Source organism: Xanthobacter aminoxidans, from assembly GCF_023571765.1.
Taxonomy (GTDB): domain Bacteria; phylum Pseudomonadota; class Alphaproteobacteria; order Rhizobiales; family Xanthobacteraceae; genus Xanthobacter; species Xanthobacter aminoxidans.
In genome coordinates this window covers 55,451-71,389 of the sequence record NZ_JAMJXC010000006.1, presented here as the reverse complement: position 1 = coordinate 71,389, position 15,939 = coordinate 55,451, and the positions used below count along the sequence as shown (strand labels likewise).

The 15,939-nt window shown below is 68.8% G+C and carries 14 protein-coding genes; 7 read left to right on the top strand and 7 right to left on the bottom strand.

Translation table 11 applies throughout. The features are described from left to right. The first annotated feature begins 2 nt into the window (after positions 1 to 2). The gene (locus tag EJ105_RS11540; RefSeq protein ID WP_250166446.1) at positions 3 to 3,182 is read left to right on the top strand and encodes an efflux RND transporter permease subunit; all 3,180 of its coding nucleotides are present in this window, start codon (positions 3 to 5) and stop codon (positions 3,180 to 3,182) included. A gap of 41 nt (positions 3,183 to 3,223) precedes the next feature. Here EJ105_RS11540 and EJ105_RS11535 read toward each other — a convergent pair whose 3' ends face one another. From EJ105_RS11535 to EJ105_RS11515, 5 genes are all read right to left on the bottom strand, one after another. Beyond that, entirely contained in the window at positions 3,224 to 3,925 is a 702-nt protein-coding gene (locus EJ105_RS11535; protein WP_250166445.1) for an ABC transporter ATP-binding protein, read from the bottom strand. Further along, positions 3,912 to 4,697 carry an ABC transporter ATP-binding protein gene (locus EJ105_RS11530; protein ID WP_029557222.1) on the bottom strand — a complete coding sequence of 262 codons (786 nt, stop codon included), beginning with the start codon at positions 4,695 to 4,697 and terminating at the stop codon, positions 3,912 to 3,914. Before EJ105_RS11530 ends, EJ105_RS11535 begins: the two co-directional genes overlap by 14 nt. Beyond that, on the bottom strand, positions 4,694 to 5,650 hold the full coding sequence (locus EJ105_RS11525) for a branched-chain amino acid ABC transporter permease (protein ID WP_250166444.1): 957 nt from the start codon (positions 5,648 to 5,650) through the stop codon (positions 4,694 to 4,696). The genes EJ105_RS11530 and EJ105_RS11525 overlap by 4 nt, the downstream gene beginning before the upstream one ends. Positions 5,651 to 5,652: 2 nt before the next feature. After that, entirely contained in the window at positions 5,653 to 6,525 is an 873-nt protein-coding gene (locus tag EJ105_RS11520; protein WP_029557220.1) for a branched-chain amino acid ABC transporter permease, read from the bottom strand. 211 nt (positions 6,526 to 6,736) lie between these two features. Next, positions 6,737 to 7,897 carry an ABC transporter substrate-binding protein gene (locus EJ105_RS11515; protein ID WP_250166443.1) on the bottom strand — a complete coding sequence of 387 codons (1,161 nt, stop codon included), beginning with the start codon at positions 7,895 to 7,897 and terminating at the stop codon, positions 6,737 to 6,739. 385 nt (positions 7,898 to 8,282) lie between these two features. Here EJ105_RS11515 and EJ105_RS11510 point away from each other — a divergent pair, with 385 nt between their 5' ends. The 6 genes from EJ105_RS11510 to EJ105_RS11485 all read left to right on the top strand — a co-directional run bounded on the left by EJ105_RS11510 (position 8,283) and on the right by EJ105_RS11485 (position 13,421). After that, positions 8,283 to 9,560 (top strand): aromatic ring-hydroxylating oxygenase subunit alpha, encoded by a 1,278-nt coding sequence (locus EJ105_RS11510; protein ID WP_250166442.1) that lies wholly within the window; start codon positions 8,283 to 8,285, stop codon positions 9,558 to 9,560. Continuing rightward, a complete protein-coding gene (locus EJ105_RS11505; RefSeq protein WP_029557217.1) occupies positions 9,560 to 10,093 on the top strand; it encodes an aromatic-ring-hydroxylating dioxygenase subunit beta in 534 nt (177 codons plus the stop codon). The genes EJ105_RS11510 and EJ105_RS11505 overlap by 1 nt, the downstream gene beginning before the upstream one ends. A gap of 290 nt (positions 10,094 to 10,383) precedes the next feature. After that, positions 10,384 to 11,205 carry an enoyl-CoA hydratase/isomerase family protein gene (locus EJ105_RS11500; RefSeq protein ID WP_029557216.1) on the top strand — a complete coding sequence of 274 codons (822 nt, stop codon included), beginning with the start codon at positions 10,384 to 10,386 and terminating at the stop codon, positions 11,203 to 11,205. Continuing rightward, positions 11,202 to 11,939, top strand: a complete 738-nt coding sequence (locus tag EJ105_RS11495) for an SDR family NAD(P)-dependent oxidoreductase (RefSeq protein ID WP_029557215.1) — start codon at positions 11,202 to 11,204, stop codon at positions 11,937 to 11,939. The genes EJ105_RS11500 and EJ105_RS11495 overlap by 4 nt, the downstream gene beginning before the upstream one ends. 37 nt (positions 11,940 to 11,976) lie before the next feature. After that, the gene (locus EJ105_RS11490) at positions 11,977 to 12,297 is read left to right on the top strand and encodes a 2Fe-2S iron-sulfur cluster-binding protein (RefSeq protein WP_250166441.1); all 321 of its coding nucleotides are present in this window, start codon (positions 11,977 to 11,979) and stop codon (positions 12,295 to 12,297) included. Between the two features lie 5 nt (positions 12,298 to 12,302). Next, positions 12,303 to 13,421 carry a CaiB/BaiF CoA transferase family protein gene (locus tag EJ105_RS11485; protein ID WP_250166440.1) on the top strand — a complete coding sequence of 373 codons (1,119 nt, stop codon included), beginning with the start codon at positions 12,303 to 12,305 and terminating at the stop codon, positions 13,419 to 13,421. A gap of 209 nt (positions 13,422 to 13,630) precedes the next feature. On the opposite strand, the gene EJ105_RS11480 is transcribed toward EJ105_RS11485, so the two are convergent. Both EJ105_RS11480 and EJ105_RS11475 read right to left on the bottom strand, forming a co-directional pair. Continuing rightward, positions 13,631 to 14,533, bottom strand: coding sequence for an alpha/beta hydrolase (locus tag EJ105_RS11480; RefSeq protein WP_250166439.1), 903 nt, complete (start codon positions 14,531 to 14,533; stop codon positions 13,631 to 13,633). A gap of 7 nt (positions 14,534 to 14,540) precedes the next feature. Then, complete coding sequence (locus tag EJ105_RS11475; RefSeq protein WP_250166438.1) at positions 14,541 to 15,866, bottom strand: phenylacetate--CoA ligase family protein; 1,326 nt, start codon at positions 15,864 to 15,866, stop codon at positions 14,541 to 14,543. Positions 15,867 to 15,939: the final 73 nt, after the last annotated feature.

Below are 15,939 nucleotides of genomic sequence, written 5' to 3'. Positions count from 1 at the left end.
CCATGCTCTCCTCCGTCTTCGTCGACCGCCCGCGGCTCGCCATCGTCATCGCCATCGTCACGGTGATCGCGGGCCTGCTCTCCCTCTTCGCGATCCCCGTATCGCAATATCCCGACATCATCCCGCCGCAGGTGTCGGTGACCACCTTCTATCCCGGCGCTTCCGCCGAGGTGGTGGATTCCACCGTCGCCCAGCCCATCGAGGCGCAGGTGGTGGGCGTGGACAAGCTCATCTACATGAAGAGCGTCTCCGGCGATGACGGGTCCTACACCCTCACCGGCTCGTTCGAGCTGGGCACCGACCCGGATATCAACACCGTCAACATGAACAACCGGGTGCAGGTCGCCCTCTCCAAGCTGCCGGAGGACGTGAAGCGCCAGGGCGTGACGGTGAAGAAGAAGTCGTCCGCGCTGCTCGGCGTGCTGGCGATCTATTCGCCGAAAAAGACCTGGGACCCGCTCTACATCTCCAATTACGTCACCATCAACATTCTCGACGAATTGAAGTCCATCCCCGGCGTCGGCGACGCGGGCCTGTGGGGGCCGCAGGACTATGCCATGCGCGCCTGGGTGAAGACCGACCGCCTCACCGGCCTCGGCCTGACCGCCGAGGACGTGGTGAACGCCATCCGCTCGCAGAACATCCAGGCCGCCGTGGGCCGCCTCGGCGCCCGCCCGGTGGCGGACGACCAGCAATTGCAGCTGAACCTGCGCACCAAGGGCCGCCTCTCCAGCGTCGCGGAGTTCGAGAACATCGTCCTGCGCACCAATGACGACGGCTCGGTGCTGCGCCTCGGCGACGTGGCGCGCCTCGAGATGGGGGCCTCCAACCTCGACCGCGAGACCCTGTTCAACGGCGGCCCCTCGGCGGTGCTGGCGCTCTACCAGTCGCCCGGCGCCAACGCCATCACCACCATCAACGCCATCCGCGCCCGCATGGACGAGCTGGCCAAGGCCTTCCCCGAGGATCTCGCCTGGAAGGTCACCTACGACCCCACCATCTTCGTCACCGACACCATCCACGAGGTGCAGAAGACGCTGATCGAGGCGTTCATCCTCGTGGTGCTGGTGGTGTACCTCTTCCTCGGCTCGTTCCGCGCCACCCTCATCCCGACGCTGGCGGTGCCGGTGAGCCTCATCGGCACCTTCATCGTGCTGAACGCCATCGGCTATTCCGCCAACACCGTGTCGCTGCTCGCCATCGTGCTGGCCATCGGCATCGTGGTGGATGACGCCATCGTGGTGGTGGAGAATGTCGAGCGGGTGATGGAGGAGCATCCCGAGCTGTCCCCCGCCGACGCCACCAAGAGGGCCATGGCGGAAATCACCGCCCCCATCATCGCCATCACCCTCGTGCTGCTCTCCGTGTTCGTGCCGGTGGCCTTCATCCCCGGCATCTCCGGCGAGCTGTTCCGCCAGTTCGCCATCACGGTGGCGGTGGCCATGTTCCTCTCGGCCATCAACGCGCTCACCCTCTCCCCCGCTTTGTGCGGCATCCTCTTGAAGCCCTCCCACGGGCCGAAGAAGGGGCCCATCGGCTACGTCATGCGCGGCATCGACAAGGTGCGCGATGCCTATGGAGCGGTGGTGGCGCGCCTCGTGCGCTTCTCGCTCATCGGCCTCGTCTGCGTGTTCGTGGCCTCGGGCGGCATCTTCGCCTTGTCGAAGCTCACCCCCACGGGCTTCCTGCCGGAGGACGACCAGGGCGCCTTCTTCGTCGTCGTGCAGCTTCCCGGCGGCGCCTCGGTGGGGCGCACCACGGAGGTGATCCGCAAGGCCGAGGCGATCCTGAAGGAAGAGCACACGGTGGAGGACTACACCTCCGTCATCGGCCTCAACTTCATCGACAACTACTCCCAGCCCAACGCCGCCTTCATCGTCGTCACCATGAAGCCGTTCGAGGAGCGCAAGGGCAAGGACGAGAGCGCCAACGCGGTGCTCGCGCGCCTCGGCGAGAAGATGCGCATGATCCCCGGCGGAACGGTGGTGCCGCTCGGCCCGCCGCCCATCGTCGGCCTCGGCACCGGCGGCGGCTTCTCCTTCGTGCTGCAGGATCTGCGCGCCGGCGATCCGAAGGTGCTGGCGCAGGTGCTGCGCGGCCTCTTGATCGCCGCCAATCAGGACCCGCAGCTTACCCGCGTGTTCTCCACCTATTCCGCCACCAACCCCTCGCTCCAGCTCGACATCGACCGCGACAAGGCGCAGGTGCTGGGCGTGCCCCTCGACAGCGTGTTCACCGCGCTCCAGACCTCGCTGGGCGGGCTCTATGTGAACGACATGAACCTCTACGGCCGCACCTGGCAGGTGCAGGTGCAGGCGGAGGGCGAGGACAGGAAGGATGTGGAGGACATCTACCGCATCCATGTCCGCAACAACAAAGGCGAGATGATCCCGCTGCGCTCCATCGTGGAGGTGCGGGTGGAGGTCGGCCCGCCGGCGCTCATCCGCTACAACAACAAGCGCGCGGTGACGGTGCAGGGTTCGCCCGCCCCCGGCGTCTCCTCCGGACAGGCGCTGGCCGCCATGGACGCGGTGGCGGCCAAGACCCTGCCGCAGGGCTTCTCCGGCGCGTGGACCGACACCTCGTTCCAGGAAAAGCGGGCGGAGGGCAAGACGGGCATCATCCTCGCCTTCGCCGTGCTGTTCGCCTTCCTGTTCCTGGTGGCGCTCTATGAAAGCTGGTCCATCCCGGTGCCGGTGCTGCTCTCCGTCACGGTGGGCATGCTCGGGGCGTTCGCGGCCATCGTCATCGGCCAGCTCACCCTCGACCTCTACGGGCAGATCGGCATGATCGTGCTCATCGGCCTTGCGGCGAAGAACGGCATCCTCATCGTCGAGTTCGCCAAGGAGCGGCGCGAGCATGGCGAGGACCTGCTCCAGGCCGCCACCGAGGGCTCGCGTCTGCGGTTCCGGCCGGTGATGATGACGTCGCTGGCCTTCATCCTCGGCCTCTACCCGCTGGTGGTGGCCACCGGCGCGGCGCAGATGGCGCGGCAGAATGTGGGCACGCCGGTGTTCGGCGGCATGATCGCCGCCTCCTTCCTCGGCATCTTCGTCATCCCGCCGCTCTACGTGCTGTTCCAGGGCATCCGCGAGAAGCTGCGCCCCGGCGCGCGTCCGAAGGTGGCGGCGCCGCCCAAGGTAACGACGCCACCCGCGCCGGAGGCGGGCAGCAGCCATTGAGGCGCTGAAAGGCCGGCCGCCCCTTTCGCGGGGCGGCCGGCTCAGATCCCCAGATACGCCTCGCGCACGCGCGGATCGGCGATCAGTTCCGCCGCCGGGCCCACCATGGTGACGCGGCCGGTCTCCATCACATAGCCCCGGTCGGCCACCGACAGCGCCCCGAAGGCATTCTGCTCCACCAGCAGCACGGTGACATCCAGCGCCTTCAGCCCCTTCACCACCTCGAAGATCTGCGCCACGAGGATGGGCGCGAGGCCCATGGAGGGCTCGTCCAGCAGCAGGCAGGCGGGCCGGCCCATGAGGGCGCGGGCGATGGCCAGCATCTGCTGCTGCCCGCCGGAGAGGCCGCCGGCCAGCTGGTTGCGCTTCTCCTTCAGGATGGGGAACATGGCGAAGGCATCCGCCATGTCGCGCTCCACGCGGTCGTCAGCGAAGACGAAGGCGCCGAGGCGCAGGTTTTCCTCCACACTGAGATTGGTGAAGATCTGCCGCCCCTCCGGCGATTGCGCCAGCCCCCGCGCCACCCGGCGATAGGCGGGAACAGCCGTCAAAGCCTCGCCGCGAAAGGTGATGGAGCCGCCCGACACCGGCTGCACGCCGGAGAGGCAGCGCAGCAGCGTGGTCTTGCCCGCCCCGTTCGCCCCCACCACCGTGACGATCTCGCCGGAGCCGACGAACAAATCCACCCCGTGCAGCACCTCGATGCGCCCGTAGCGCGAGCGCAGGCCCTCAACCGTGAGCATGGAGCGCCTCCGTCGTGCCGGCGCCGAGATAGGCCTCGATCACCCTGGGGTCGCGGCTGACCACGGCGGGATCGCCCTCGGCGATCTTCTCGCCGTGGTCCAGCACCACGATGGTGTCGGAGAGGCGCATCACCAGCTTCATGTCGTGCTCCACCAGCAGGATGGCGACGCCGGTCTTCGCCACCTCGCAGATGAGGCGATCGATCTCCTCCGTCTCCACCGCGTTGCAGCCCGCCGCCGGCTCGTCGAGCAACAGCACGCGGGGGCGGGCGGCCAGCGCCCGGGCAATCTCGAGGCGCTTCAGCGCGCCGTAGGAGAGGGCGCCGGCCTCGCGCTCCGCCGCCCGCTCCAGCCCCACCCGCTCCAGCAGGACGCGCGCGCCCTCCGCCGCCGCCCGCGCCCGCTTGCGCGAGCCGGGAAGGGCGAACAGATCGGCCAGCACCGGCCCGCGCTCGTGCATGTGGAAGCCGACGATGACGTTCTCCAGAACGCTCATCTCCTGGAAGATCTGGAGGTTCTGGAAGGTGCGCGACATGCCGCGCACCGCCAGCAGGTCCGGCCGCAGGCCGGTCACGTCCTCTCCGTCGAGGCGCACCTTGCCGGATTTGGGCAGGTAGACGCCGGAGATCATGTTGAAGAGCGTGGTCTTGCCCGCCCCGTTGGGGCCGATGACCGAGACGATCTTGCCCTGATCCAGCGCGAAGGACACGTCGTTGACCGCCGTCACGCCGCCGAAGGAGATGCCGAGGCCTTCCACTTGCAAAAGGCTCATTCCCCCCTCCCCCGCAGCAGGCGCCGGGCGCTGGGGATGAGCCCCGCCGGCAGGAAGATCATCACCCCCATCATCACGAGGCCCAGCACCACGTGCTCGTAGTCCTGCAGCACGGTGAGCACCTGCGGCAGCAGAGTGAGCAGCGCCGCGCCGAAGATGCCGCCCAGCACCGAGCCCGCCCCGCCCAGCACCGCCATGGTGACAAGCTCGATGGAGTGCATGAAGCCCGCCACATCGGGCGTGATGAGCCGGTTCTGCAACGCCAGCAGGGAGCCGGCGACGGAGGCGTAGACGGCGGAGATGACGAAGGCGTTCAGCTTTGCTTTCGCGATGTCGATGCCCGCCGTGCGCGCCGCCACCTCCGAGCCGTGCAGCGCCCGCAGCGCCCGGCCGGTGGGGCTTTCGCGCAGGTTCAGCGCGAGCCAGGCGCCGATGAACAGCACGAGGCCGCAGAAGGCGTACCAGAATTGCGGGTTGGTGAGTTCGATGCCGACCTGTTCCAGCAGCGCGCGGATGCCGGGATCGGGCACCTTGATGCCGTCCGGCCCGCCGGTGAGCCAGCCTTCGTTGGCGAGCACCATGGACACCAGCACCCCGAAGCCCAGCGTCGCCACCGCGAGGTAGTAGCCCTTCAGCTTCAGGATGGGCCGGCCCACCACATAGGCGATGGCGCCGGAAATCGCCGCGCCGGCCACCACCGCCAGCGCCGGAGGCAGGCCGAAATGCGCCGGCAGCAGCGCGCAGGCATAGCCGCCGATGCCGAGGAAGCCCGCATGGCCGAGGCTGATCTGCCCGGCATAGCCGGTGAGGATGACGATGCCCACCACCGCGATGGCATTGACGAAGACCAGCGAGCCGACGCGATAGTAATAGTTCGACGGGAAGAAGAAGGGGCTGGCGATCATCAGCACCGCCAGCACAAGCAGAGTGGACTGCTTCGGGGAGAGCCGCATGGTCACACGCGCTCCACCGGATTGCTGCCGTAGAGGCCGCGCGGGAAGGCGAACAGCACGGCGAGAATGACGAAGAAGGCCACCGCATCCTTGTAGTGGGAGGAGATGTAGCCCGCCGTCAGCGCCTCCATGAGGCCGAGCAGCAGCCCGCCCGCCAGCGCCCCCTTGGGGTTGCCCATGCCGCCCAGCATGGCGGCGGCGAAGCCCTTCAGCGCCAGCGAGATGCCGATCTCGAAGCTGGTGGGCAAAATGGGGGTGATGAGCACGCCTGCCAGCGCGCCGATGGCGGCGGACAAGGCGAAGGAGAGCGTCATCACGAAGCGCGTGTTGATGCCCACGAGCTGCGCCGCGAGGCGATTGTTGGAGGTGGCGAGCACCGCGCGCCCCGTGAGCGTGCGGGTGAAGAACAGCCACAGCGCCACGAAGATGGCCACCGCCCCCGCCACCACCCACAGGCTCTGCGGCAGCACGGTGGCGCCCAGCACATGGATGGGATCATCGCCGGAGAAGGACGGCAGCCGGTGGGTGCCCTTGTCGAGCACGATCTGGGTGACGCCCCGGATGAAGATGGAGGCGCCGATGGTGATGATGATGAGCGACACCACGGGCGCCCCGCGCGCCGGCTCGATGGCGAAGGTGTTCAGCGCCACGCCGATGGCCGCCGTGAGCGCGATGGCGATGAGCGCCGCGAGCGGCAAGGGCAGCCCGGCGGCGACGCCGGCCACGCTGATCATGCCGCCCAGCATCACGAACTCGCCCTGGGCGAAGTTCACCACGTCGGAGGCGTTGTAGATGATGGTGAAGCCGAGGGCGACGAGGGCATAGACCGCGCCCACCGTGACCCCGGACACCAGGAATTGCAGCAGATCGGACATGCGCTCGCTCCCCGCGGGCGGTTCAAGGCAGCGGGCCGGATGGGCCGGCAGGCCGCCTCACGCTGTGTGGAAGGGGTGCCGCGCGTGCCGCCGGGTGCGGCGCATCCGGCGGGGGCGGCTTGTCTTTGGTGAGGGCGCCCACGGCCGCCCCTGACGGCGGCCGTGGGCCGATGGCGGAAGGCCGGCGGACCGAAGGACCGGGCAGGCCCCTCTACTTCACCAGCTTCCAGCCGCCGTTGCTGATTTCCAGCATGCGGAAGGCGGAGAGATCGAGGCCGAGATGGTCGGTCTTCGCGTAATTGTAGGTGCCGGTGGTGCCGACGAGGCCCGTGGTGCCCTCGATGGCATCGCGGATGGCGGCCGGCTTGGCGGAGGGGGCCTTCGCCAGCGCCTCGGTGAGGATGCGCATGGCGTCGTGGGCATAGCCGCCGAAGGTGGAGACCGGCGCGCCGCCGGCCGCCTTCTCGAAGCTCGCCTTGTAGGCCAGCACCACGTTTTTCTGCGGGTCCTTCGGGTCGAGCAGCTCGCCCACGAGGAGCGCGGTGCCGGGCAGGCGCACGCCCTCGGCATTCTTGGCGCCGGACAGCTCGATGAAGGCGTTGGAAGCGACGCCGTGGGACTGGTAGAGCGGCAAAGTGATGCCGAGCTGCGCATAGTTGCGGGTGATGGTGGCCGGCCCCTGCCCGAAGCCGGTGTTGAGCACCGCCTGGATGCCGCTCTTGTTGCGGATGTTGGTGAGCTGCGGGGTCATGTCCGCATCCTTCGGCCCGTAGGTCTCGTCGGCGACGATCTCGATGCCGGAGGTCTTGGCCACCGCGATGCACTGGGTGCGCATGGAGGCGCCGAAGCCGTCGGTGCCGGAGATGAGGCCGATCTTGGTCAGGCCGCGCGACTTCATGTCGTCGAAGATCTTCTGGCACGCCATGCGGTCGGTGTGCGGGGTCTTGAAGGTGAAGGGCTTCACCGGATCGATGATCTCGATGGCGCCGGCGAGCGAGATGAAGGGCACCTTGCTCTCTTCCGCCACCGCGAGGATGGCGAGCGAGGTGCCGGTGGTGGTGCCGCCGACCATGGCGACCACGCCGTCGTCTTCCACCAGGCGGGTGGCGAAGGTCTTGGCCTTGGAGGGGTCGCCGCCGTCGTCATAGAGAACGAGCTTGGCCTTCTCGCCCTTGATGCCGCCCTTGGCGTTCAGCTCCTCCACCATCATGCGGATGGTCTTGGCCTCGGGATCGCCGAGGGAGGAGGCCGGTCCCGTCTCGGAGACCACGGCGCCGATCTTGATGTCGGCGAGGGCGGGGGTTGTGGCGGTGGTGGTGGCGGCGGTGGCCATGAGGGCCAGCGCAAGGGCGCCCGTGACAATGCTCTTCATGTGTCCTCCCCAGAATTGATGGGTGACGCCGCCGAGCCGTCGCCACCGCGGACAAGCCTGAGGAGACAAGCCTGCGGGAGAAAGCGAGGGGGCATCACGCTTCGATCTATTATCGTTAGATCGTTCGGTCTTTTTAATTCAGATCGGTTCGCATTTCCACCAGAATCTTGAGCGTTTCAACGCAACGTCAGCCGGGCGGAATTTTTTGGGTCTTTCAGGGCATTAAGCGCGCCGCTGGGCGGTCTCCCGGCGGCGGGCGCGGAAAGAATTTGCGTCGGCCGGTCGCAGGACGCCGCTTGACATGGCTCAAGGAACGCGAGAATACTTAGATCGATCGTTCGATGAATTATCCGACAATCCAACGTCGCATCAGGGGTGGACCGCCATGCCGCACGCCGCCGTGTCCGAGGCCGCACAGGCCCACGACTATCGCGCGCTCATCGAGCCCGCGCGCATCAACAGCCGTCTTTATTATGATCCCGCCATCTTCCAGGAAGAGCTGGAGAAGATCTGGTACAAGACCTGGGTCTATGTGGGCCATACCAGCGAAATTCCCAACAAGAACGATTATGTCACCAAGTCCATCGGCCCCATGCCGGTGCTGATGGTGCGGGACCGGGAAGGCGAGGTCCGCCTCCTCCTCAATAAGTGCCCCCATCGCGGCAACCAGCTGTGCGCCTACCAGAAGGGCAACCGCACCAGCTTCACCTGCCCCTATCACTCCTGGACCTTCTCCAACACCGGCGACCTCATGGGCTATGCCCTGCCGGAGGGCTACGAGGGCCAGAGCAAGGCGGGGCTGAACCTCGGCAAGGTGCCGCGCATCGCCATCTATCGTGGCTTCGTCTTCGGCTCCATGGCGGCCGAGGGCATCTCGCTGGAAGAGCATCTCGGCGGCGCCAAGGCGGCCCTCGACCAGCTGCTCGACAACTCGCCCACCGGCGAGCTGGAGCTGACCGCGGGCTTCCTCCAGCACCGCACCAAGGCCAACTGGAAGTTCATGCTGGAAAACGAGACGGACGGCTACCACCCCGGCTTCGTCCACGGCTCGGTGTTCCAGGTGACGAGCTCCGGCATCGGCAGCCTCTACGGCGCGGATTCGACCGCCCTCACCCGCGACTATGGCAACGGCCACACCGAATTCGACCTGCGCCCCGAATGGCGCAAGCACGACAAGCCGCTCCAGTGGTTCGGCACCACGCCGGAGCGCCTGCCCGAATACGTGAAGAGCATGAACGCGGCCTATGGCGAGGAGCGGGCGCGCGAGATCATGATCGACGGCTCGCCCCACGTCATGATCTTCCCGAACCTCTTCATCGCCGAGATCCAGATCTTCGTGCTCCAGCCTGTCGCGGTGGACGAGACCATCCAGCATGTCACCGCCGTGCAGTTCAAGGGCGCGCCGGACATCAACCGCCGCCTGCGCCAGCAGACCATGGGCTCGGTGGGCCCCGCCGGCCTGCTGCTCGCCGACGACACCGAGATGTACGAGCGCAACCATCGCGGCGCGCAGATCCTCGATCCCGAATGGCTGGTGCTCTCCCGCGGCCTGCACCGCGAGCGCCTCGACGAGAACGGCTATCGCATCGCCCATTCCACCGACGAGACGCCGCAGCGCGGCATCTGGCGCCACTATCTGAACCTGATGACGGAGGCCCGCTGATGACCGCCCTCGCCCATTCCTTCGCGGACGCCTCCGCCCCCGACCTCGCCAAGCTCGAGCCGGCGACGCTGCACCATCAGGTGGCGCAGTTCCTCTATCTGGAGGCCCGCCTCGCCGACACCCACGATTACGACGGGTGGGAGGCGCTGTGGACCGACGACGCTATCTACTGGGTCCCGGCCAATGGCGACGACACCGACCCCGAGAAGGAAATGTCGGTGCTCTACGACAACCGCTCGCGCATCGGCGTGCGCATCCGCCAGCTCAAGACCGGCCGCCGCCACACCCAGACGCCGCGCTCGGAGCTGGCCCGCGTGATCTCCAACATCGAGATCGCCGAGGTGCGCGGCCCCGAGGTGGACGTGCGCGCCAACGTCCTCATCTACGAGGACAATCTGCGCGGCGACACCCTCTGGGCGGCGCGCAACACCTACCGCCTGCGCATGACGGACGACGGCTTCCGTCTGGTGCGCAAGAAGATCTGCCTCGTGAACAACAACAAGCCCATCTACACGCTGTCGTTCCTGGTGTGAGGACGGGTCCGGGCAAGTAATCGCGCCATTCGCCCGGCAGCTTCCCAGCCCTCTCCAGCCGTCATGCCCGGCCTTGTGCCGGAAGTCGGCTGTTGCCGACTTCCGCCCGTGAGACCGGAACCCGCAAACATGCGGGTTCCGGGCATCCACGTCGGGCCGCTGGCGCAGCGTTCGAAATGATGTTCCCGGCCGCACCACGTGGATGGCCGGGACAAGCCCGGCCATGACGACCGGATGGGGCGTCGAAAGCGCTCGCCCTTCCGCCCTCCCCTCCCGCCCCAGAGGCACCCATGACACACAGCACCCCCACTGCCCCCGAAAGCTGGATCGCCGAAGGCCCCGTCCTGCTCGATTATGCCGATGGCGTCGCCACCCTCACGCTCAACCGCCCCGGCTCGGCCAACGGCATGAACATCGAGCTGATGCAGGCGCTCTACAAGGCCATCATGGTGGTGCATCGCTCCGCCCATGTGCGGGTGGTGCATCTGCGCGGCGCGGGCGCCAATTTCTGCGCCGGCGGCGACGTGCGCGAGTTCGCCTCCAAGGGCGAGGCGCTGGGCGATTTCCTGCGCGAGGTGACGGCCTATCTCCAGGTCGCCATCGGCGCCCTCATCCGCCTGAAGGCCATCGTCGTCACCGAGGTGCACGGCTATGCGGCGGGCGGCGGCGGGCTCGGCCTCGTCTGCGCCTCCGACATCGTGATCGCCGGTGCGGGCGCCAAGTTCATGGCCGGCGCGACGCGGGTGGGCATGGCGCCGGATGCCGGTGCGTCCGTCATCCTGCCCCATCTCGTGGGCTTCCGCCGCGCGGCGGAAATCATGCTCTCCAACCGCGTGGTGAGCGCCGAGGAGGCGCAGTCCATCGGCCTCATCACCAAGTGCGTGCCGGACGACGCGCTCACCGAGGAAGCCGGCAAGGCCGCGCGCTTCTACGCCGCTGGCGCGCCCCTCGCCATGGCCGCCACCAAGCGCCTGTTGTGGAACGCGCTGGACGTGGAGCGCGCCTTGCCGGAGGAGGCGCGCACCGTCTCCGAACTCTCCTTCACCGCCGACAGCCGCGAGGGCCTCGCGGCGGTGATCGAGAAGCGCAAGCCCGTCTTCACCGGCCGATGACCGCGCCGACCACCCCGCGCCGGGCGCTCGTCACCGGAGGGGGCGCCGGCATCGGCGCCGCCATCGTCCGCCAGCTCGGCGCGGACGGCATGGCCGTGACCTTCTGCGATCGCGATGCCACCGCCGGCACCGCGCTCGCGGCGGAAACCGGCGCCACCTTCGTCCATATGGACGGGACGGACGCGGCGGCCGCGCAGGCGCTGTTCGCCGCCCACGGCCCGTTCGACGTGCTGGTGAACAATATCGGCGCCGACCAGCACGCCTTCTTCACCGACACCACCGTGGACGACTGGCGCTTCCTGCTCTCGGTGAATCTGGAAACCGCCTTTCTCTTCACCCGCCTCGCTTTGCCCGCCATGCAGGCGGCGCGCTACGGGCGGCTGGTGAACGTGGCCTCGGAAGCGGGGCGGCTGGGCTCCAAGGGCGGCGCGGTCTATGCCGCCGCCAAGGCCGGGCTCATCGGCTTCACCCGCTCCATCGCCCGCGAAAACGCCCGCTACGGCATCACCGCCAATGCGGTGGCGCCCGGCCCCATCCGCACCCCCATGGTGGAGCGGGCGGTGGCGGAGGTGGGCGAGAAGATCCTCGCCGACATGGCCGCCCTCACCCTCCTGCGCCGCATGGGCGAGCCGGAGGAAGTGGCGGCGGCGGTGGCCTTCCTCGCCTCGCCGGGCGCCTCCTTCGTCACCGGCGAAGTGCTGGGCGTCTCCGGCGGCATGGGCTGCGGCGCCTGAATTTCGTGAAGCAAGACCAAGATACTGGAAGCCCCCCATGACCCGCATCGTCTTCGTCACCCCCGCCGCCGAGCGCATCGAGATCGATGCGGATGACGGGCTCTCCGTGATGGAGTGCGCCCGCCGCGCCAACGTGCCCGGCATCGTCGCCGAATGCGGCGGTGCCTGCTCCTGCGCCACCTGCCACGTGCATGTGGACCCGGCATGGTCCACGCAGGTGGGCGAGGCCACCGGCATGGAGCGCGACATGCTGGAATTCGCCGAGGACGTGCGCGACTCCTCCCGCCTCTCCTGCCAGGTGAAGGTGGCGCCGGCGCTGGACGGCCTCGTCGTCCATTTGCCCGCCGGCCAGGGCTGAGGGCGATGCCGGGTCCGCTTTCGGGACTGCGCATCGTCGAGATGGTGGGCCTCGGCCCCGCCCCCTTCGCCGCCATGATGCTGGCGGATGCGGGGGCGGAGGTCATCCGCATCCACCAGAAGGGCGCGCGGGCGGACATCCCGCTCATGAACACGCGCTTCGACGTGCTGGCGCGCGGCCGCCGCTCCATCGCTCTCGATCTCAAGGCCGAGACCGACCTCGGCGTGATGCGCGATCTCATCGCCCGCGCGGACGGCCTCATCGAGGGCTTCCGGCCCGGTGTCATGGAGCGCCTCGGCCTCGGGCCGGAGCCGTGCCTTGCCGCCCATCCGCGCCTCGTCTACGGCCGCATGACCGGCTGGGGGCAGGAAGGGCCCTTGAGGGACGCGGCCGGGCACGACCTCAATTATCTCGGCTTGACCGGGGCGCTGGCCGCCATGGGCCCGGCCGATGCGCCGCCGCCCGTGCCGCTCAACCTCGTGGCCGATTTCGGTGGCGGGGGCATGCTGATGGCGTTCGGCATGGTGGCCGCGCTGCTCGCCGCCAAGACCAGCGGGCAGGGCCAGGTGGTGGACGCGGCCATGACGGACGGCGCCTCCCTCCTCGCCGCGCTGTTCTGGGGCTTCCGCGCCGGCGGGATGTGGAGCAATGCGCGCGCGGCGAACCTGCTGGATGGCGGGGCCTATTTCTACGGCACCTATGCCTGCGCGGACGGGAAGTTCCTCGCCGTGGCGCCGGTGGAGGGCCGCTTCCACCGCATCCTCCTCGAGCGGCTGGGTCTGGACGCCGCCGACTTCACCCACGCCGCCGATCCCGCCTCCTGGGGCAAGCTGCGCGCGCGCCTCGCCGCGCTGTTCCTCAGTGAGCCGCGCGACCACTGGGCGGACTTGTTCGCCGGCACGGACGCCTGCGTCACCCCCATCCTCGACTGGGACGAGGCCGCGTCCCATCCCCATGCGCAGGCGCGCGGGGCGTTCGTCACCGTGGACGGCGTGACCCAGCCCGCCCCCGCCCCCCGCTTCTCCGCGATGCCCTCGGAGGTGGCTTACGGCCCTTCGGCGCCGGGGGCGGACGGACGGGCCATCCTCGCCGACTGGGGGCTCGATCCTGCGCGGCTGGGGTGAGCTGAAGCCGCGATCTCGTTCGGACGACGGCCCCACGCACCGCCCGTCATGGCCGGGACAAGCCCGGCCATGACGAGCAGTGAGGAAAGCCCGCACAACGCGTCAAACCCACGAAAAAACCGGCCTCCCGGCGGTGGCGGGAGGCCGGCGAGTGGACCCGGCTCTGGCGACGCGGACGAGGGTCCAGCCGTCGGGAGGAGGGCCGGGGGTCAGAGCCCGCGCAGGAAGGCGCCGATGCGGGCCAGCGACGCCGCTGCCTCGGGCAGCTCCTCGAACACCTGGAAGTGGTGGCACATGCCGGGAAACACCTCGACCGCCACCCGCCCACCCTGTTCCGCCGCGCGGCGGGCGAGGAGGTGGCTGTCGTCGAGGGTGATGTCGTGCCCGCCCGCATGCACCAGCATGAGCGGAAGGCCGGAAAGATCGCCGAGCACCGGCGAGGCGGCGGGATCGTCCGGCCGGTTGTCGCGGCCGAGATAGGTGCGCGCCATGGCCTTCAATTGCTCGGGGCGGGAGAAGACGTCCTTGTCCGCCAGCGCCGTGTAGCTCTCCCCGCCCATGGCGAGATCGAGCCACGGCGAAAGCAGCACCAGCGCCTTTGGCAACGGCAATCCCGCATCCCGCGCCCGCAGGACGGTGCCCAGCGCCAGCGCCCCGCCGGCGGAATCGCCCACCAGTGCGAGCGGCATTTCCCCCGCCTCCACCAGCGCGCGATAGACGGCAAAGGCATCGTCATGCGCCGCCGGAAAGCGGTGCTCGGGGGCGAGGCGATAGTCGAATCCGATCACCCGCATCCCGCTCGCGAGCGCGATCCGCGCCATCAGCCCCGCATGGGAGCGGACGGAGCCGATCTGGAAGCCGCCGCCATGGCAATAGAGCAGCACCCGGCCGGCATCGCCCCCCGGCGCGTCGAAGGCGCAGGCGGGCAGGCCGGCGAGGGGGAGCGGCGTGCGCACCACCTCCGGCGCACCCTCGCCCGCCCCGAGGAAGGCCTCGAAGCTCTCGCGGATCTCGGCCAGCGTCATCCCCGCCGCCCAGGCGGAGGTGGCGGCTTCGATGCGCGCACGCACCCGCGCAAAGGCGGGTGCGTCGATGGGGAGAGCCTCGGTCAAGGCGGCCTCAGTGGGTCGCTTCGGGCCGGTGCAGCACGCGCGTGGCCTTGGCCTCGTAGCGCGGCAGCTCCCCTTCCGGGTGGCACTCCACGTTCACGTTGATGCCGAGCCGGGCCTTGATCTCGCGCCGCACGTCGGCCGCCGCATCCTCGCCGGGACGCTGCGAGGCGGCCACCGCCTCCACCGCCACGGTCATCTTGCCGATGGTGGTGGCTTCCTTGTCCACGTAGATCTGCCAGGCTTCCTTGGCGAGGCCGGGAATGCCGGCGATCACGTCCTCGATCTGCGAGGGGAAGACGATGACGCCCTTGAACTTGATCATGTCATCGGTGCGCCCGATGATCCGGCCGATCTTGCGCATGCCGCGCCGGCCCGAGGGGCAGTCATAGGGGCGCGGGGAGAGGCGCACGAGGTCGCGCGTGCGCCAGCGCACCACCGGGGATGCCTCCTTGCGCAGGGTGGTGATGACGATCTCGCCCACCTCGCCCTCGGACACCGGCTTCATGGTCTTGGGATCGAGGATCTCGACGATCACCGTATCCTCGTTGAGGAGCTGGAGTTCGTCGTCGGCGTGGGTGAAGGGCGTGGAGATGGCGAGGATCGGCCCGCCGGCTTCCGTGGTGCCGTAGATGTTGTGGCTCATGAAGCCTTCCGGCATCTCGGCTTCCAGCTGCGCACGGAACTCGGCCGAGACCGACTGGCCGCCGAGGATGGCCACCTTCAGCGTCCAGTCCGTGCGCGGGTTGATGCCCTGGTGCTTGGCCGCCTGCACCAGCGTCATCAGCCACAAGGGCGACATGGAGGCGACGTCATAGGCGTGGTCGCGCAGCCAGCGGGCCGCCAGTTCGCCGCGGCCGGGGCCAATGGGGAAATTGGTGCAGCCCACGGCGGAGAAGCCGGCATCCAGCGCCGGGCCGCCGATCCACAGGCCGTAGCCATAGCCCTGATAGGCGCGGAAGCCCGGCTTCACGCCGGCGGCAGTGAGCAGGCGCGCCATCTGCGACGGCAGCAGGCTGTGCAGGTCGTTCTTCGTCATGCCGAACGTCACCGGCAGGCCGGTGGTGCCCGACGTGGCGACGAAGCGCTCCACCTTGTCCATGGGCACGGTGAGGAAGGGAAAGGGATAGAGGTCGCGCAGCAGCGACTTGTCCATGAACGGCGCGTTGGCGAGGCCGTCCTCGGAGGCGAGATCCTCCGGCGTCATGCCGGCCTGCGCGAAATGCGCCTTCCAGGTGTCGCACTGCGCCAGACGCGCGCCGAGGCCGGCAAGGCCTTCACGCTGGAGCTTCAGAATACCGTCGCGGTCGAGCGACTCCACCTCAGGATGCTGCATGTGGCTCCTCCCCCATCCGACCGTTGAAACACGCGGCTCTTGTGGCCGCTCTCGGTTGGCGAATTAATAGACC

Bases quoted from the DNA above. Each gene is read 5' to 3' on its own strand.
- EJ105_RS11540 (WP_250166446.1), top strand. From the start codon at position 3: ATGCTCTCCTCCGTCTTCGTCGACCGCCCGCGGCTCGCCATCGTCATC.
- EJ105_RS11535 (WP_250166445.1), bottom strand. From the start codon at position 3,925: ATGCTCACGGTTGAGGGCCTGCGCTCGCGCTACGGGCGCATCGAGGTG.
- EJ105_RS11530 (WP_029557222.1), bottom strand. From the start codon at position 4,697: ATGAGCCTTTTGCAAGTGGAAGGCCTCGGCATCTCCTTCGGCGGCGTG.
- EJ105_RS11525 (WP_250166444.1), bottom strand. From the start codon at position 5,650: ATGCGGCTCTCCCCGAAGCAGTCCACTCTGCTTGTGCTGGCGGTGCTG.
- EJ105_RS11520 (WP_029557220.1), bottom strand. From the start codon at position 6,525: ATGTCCGATCTGCTGCAATTCCTGGTGTCCGGGGTCACGGTGGGCGCG.
- EJ105_RS11515 (WP_250166443.1), bottom strand. From the start codon at position 7,897: ATGAAGAGCATTGTCACGGGCGCCCTTGCGCTGGCCCTCATGGCCACC.
- EJ105_RS11510 (WP_250166442.1), top strand. From the start codon at position 8,283: ATGCCGCACGCCGCCGTGTCCGAGGCCGCACAGGCCCACGACTATCGC.
- EJ105_RS11505 (WP_029557217.1), top strand. From the start codon at position 9,560: ATGACCGCCCTCGCCCATTCCTTCGCGGACGCCTCCGCCCCCGACCTC.
- EJ105_RS11500 (WP_029557216.1), top strand. From the start codon at position 10,384: ATGACACACAGCACCCCCACTGCCCCCGAAAGCTGGATCGCCGAAGGC.
- EJ105_RS11495 (WP_029557215.1), top strand. From the start codon at position 11,202: ATGACCGCGCCGACCACCCCGCGCCGGGCGCTCGTCACCGGAGGGGGC.
- EJ105_RS11490 (WP_250166441.1), top strand. From the start codon at position 11,977: ATGACCCGCATCGTCTTCGTCACCCCCGCCGCCGAGCGCATCGAGATC.
- EJ105_RS11485 (WP_250166440.1), top strand. From the start codon at position 12,303: ATGCCGGGTCCGCTTTCGGGACTGCGCATCGTCGAGATGGTGGGCCTC.
- EJ105_RS11475 (WP_250166438.1), bottom strand. From the start codon at position 15,866: ATGCAGCATCCTGAGGTGGAGTCGCTCGACCGCGACGGTATTCTGAAG.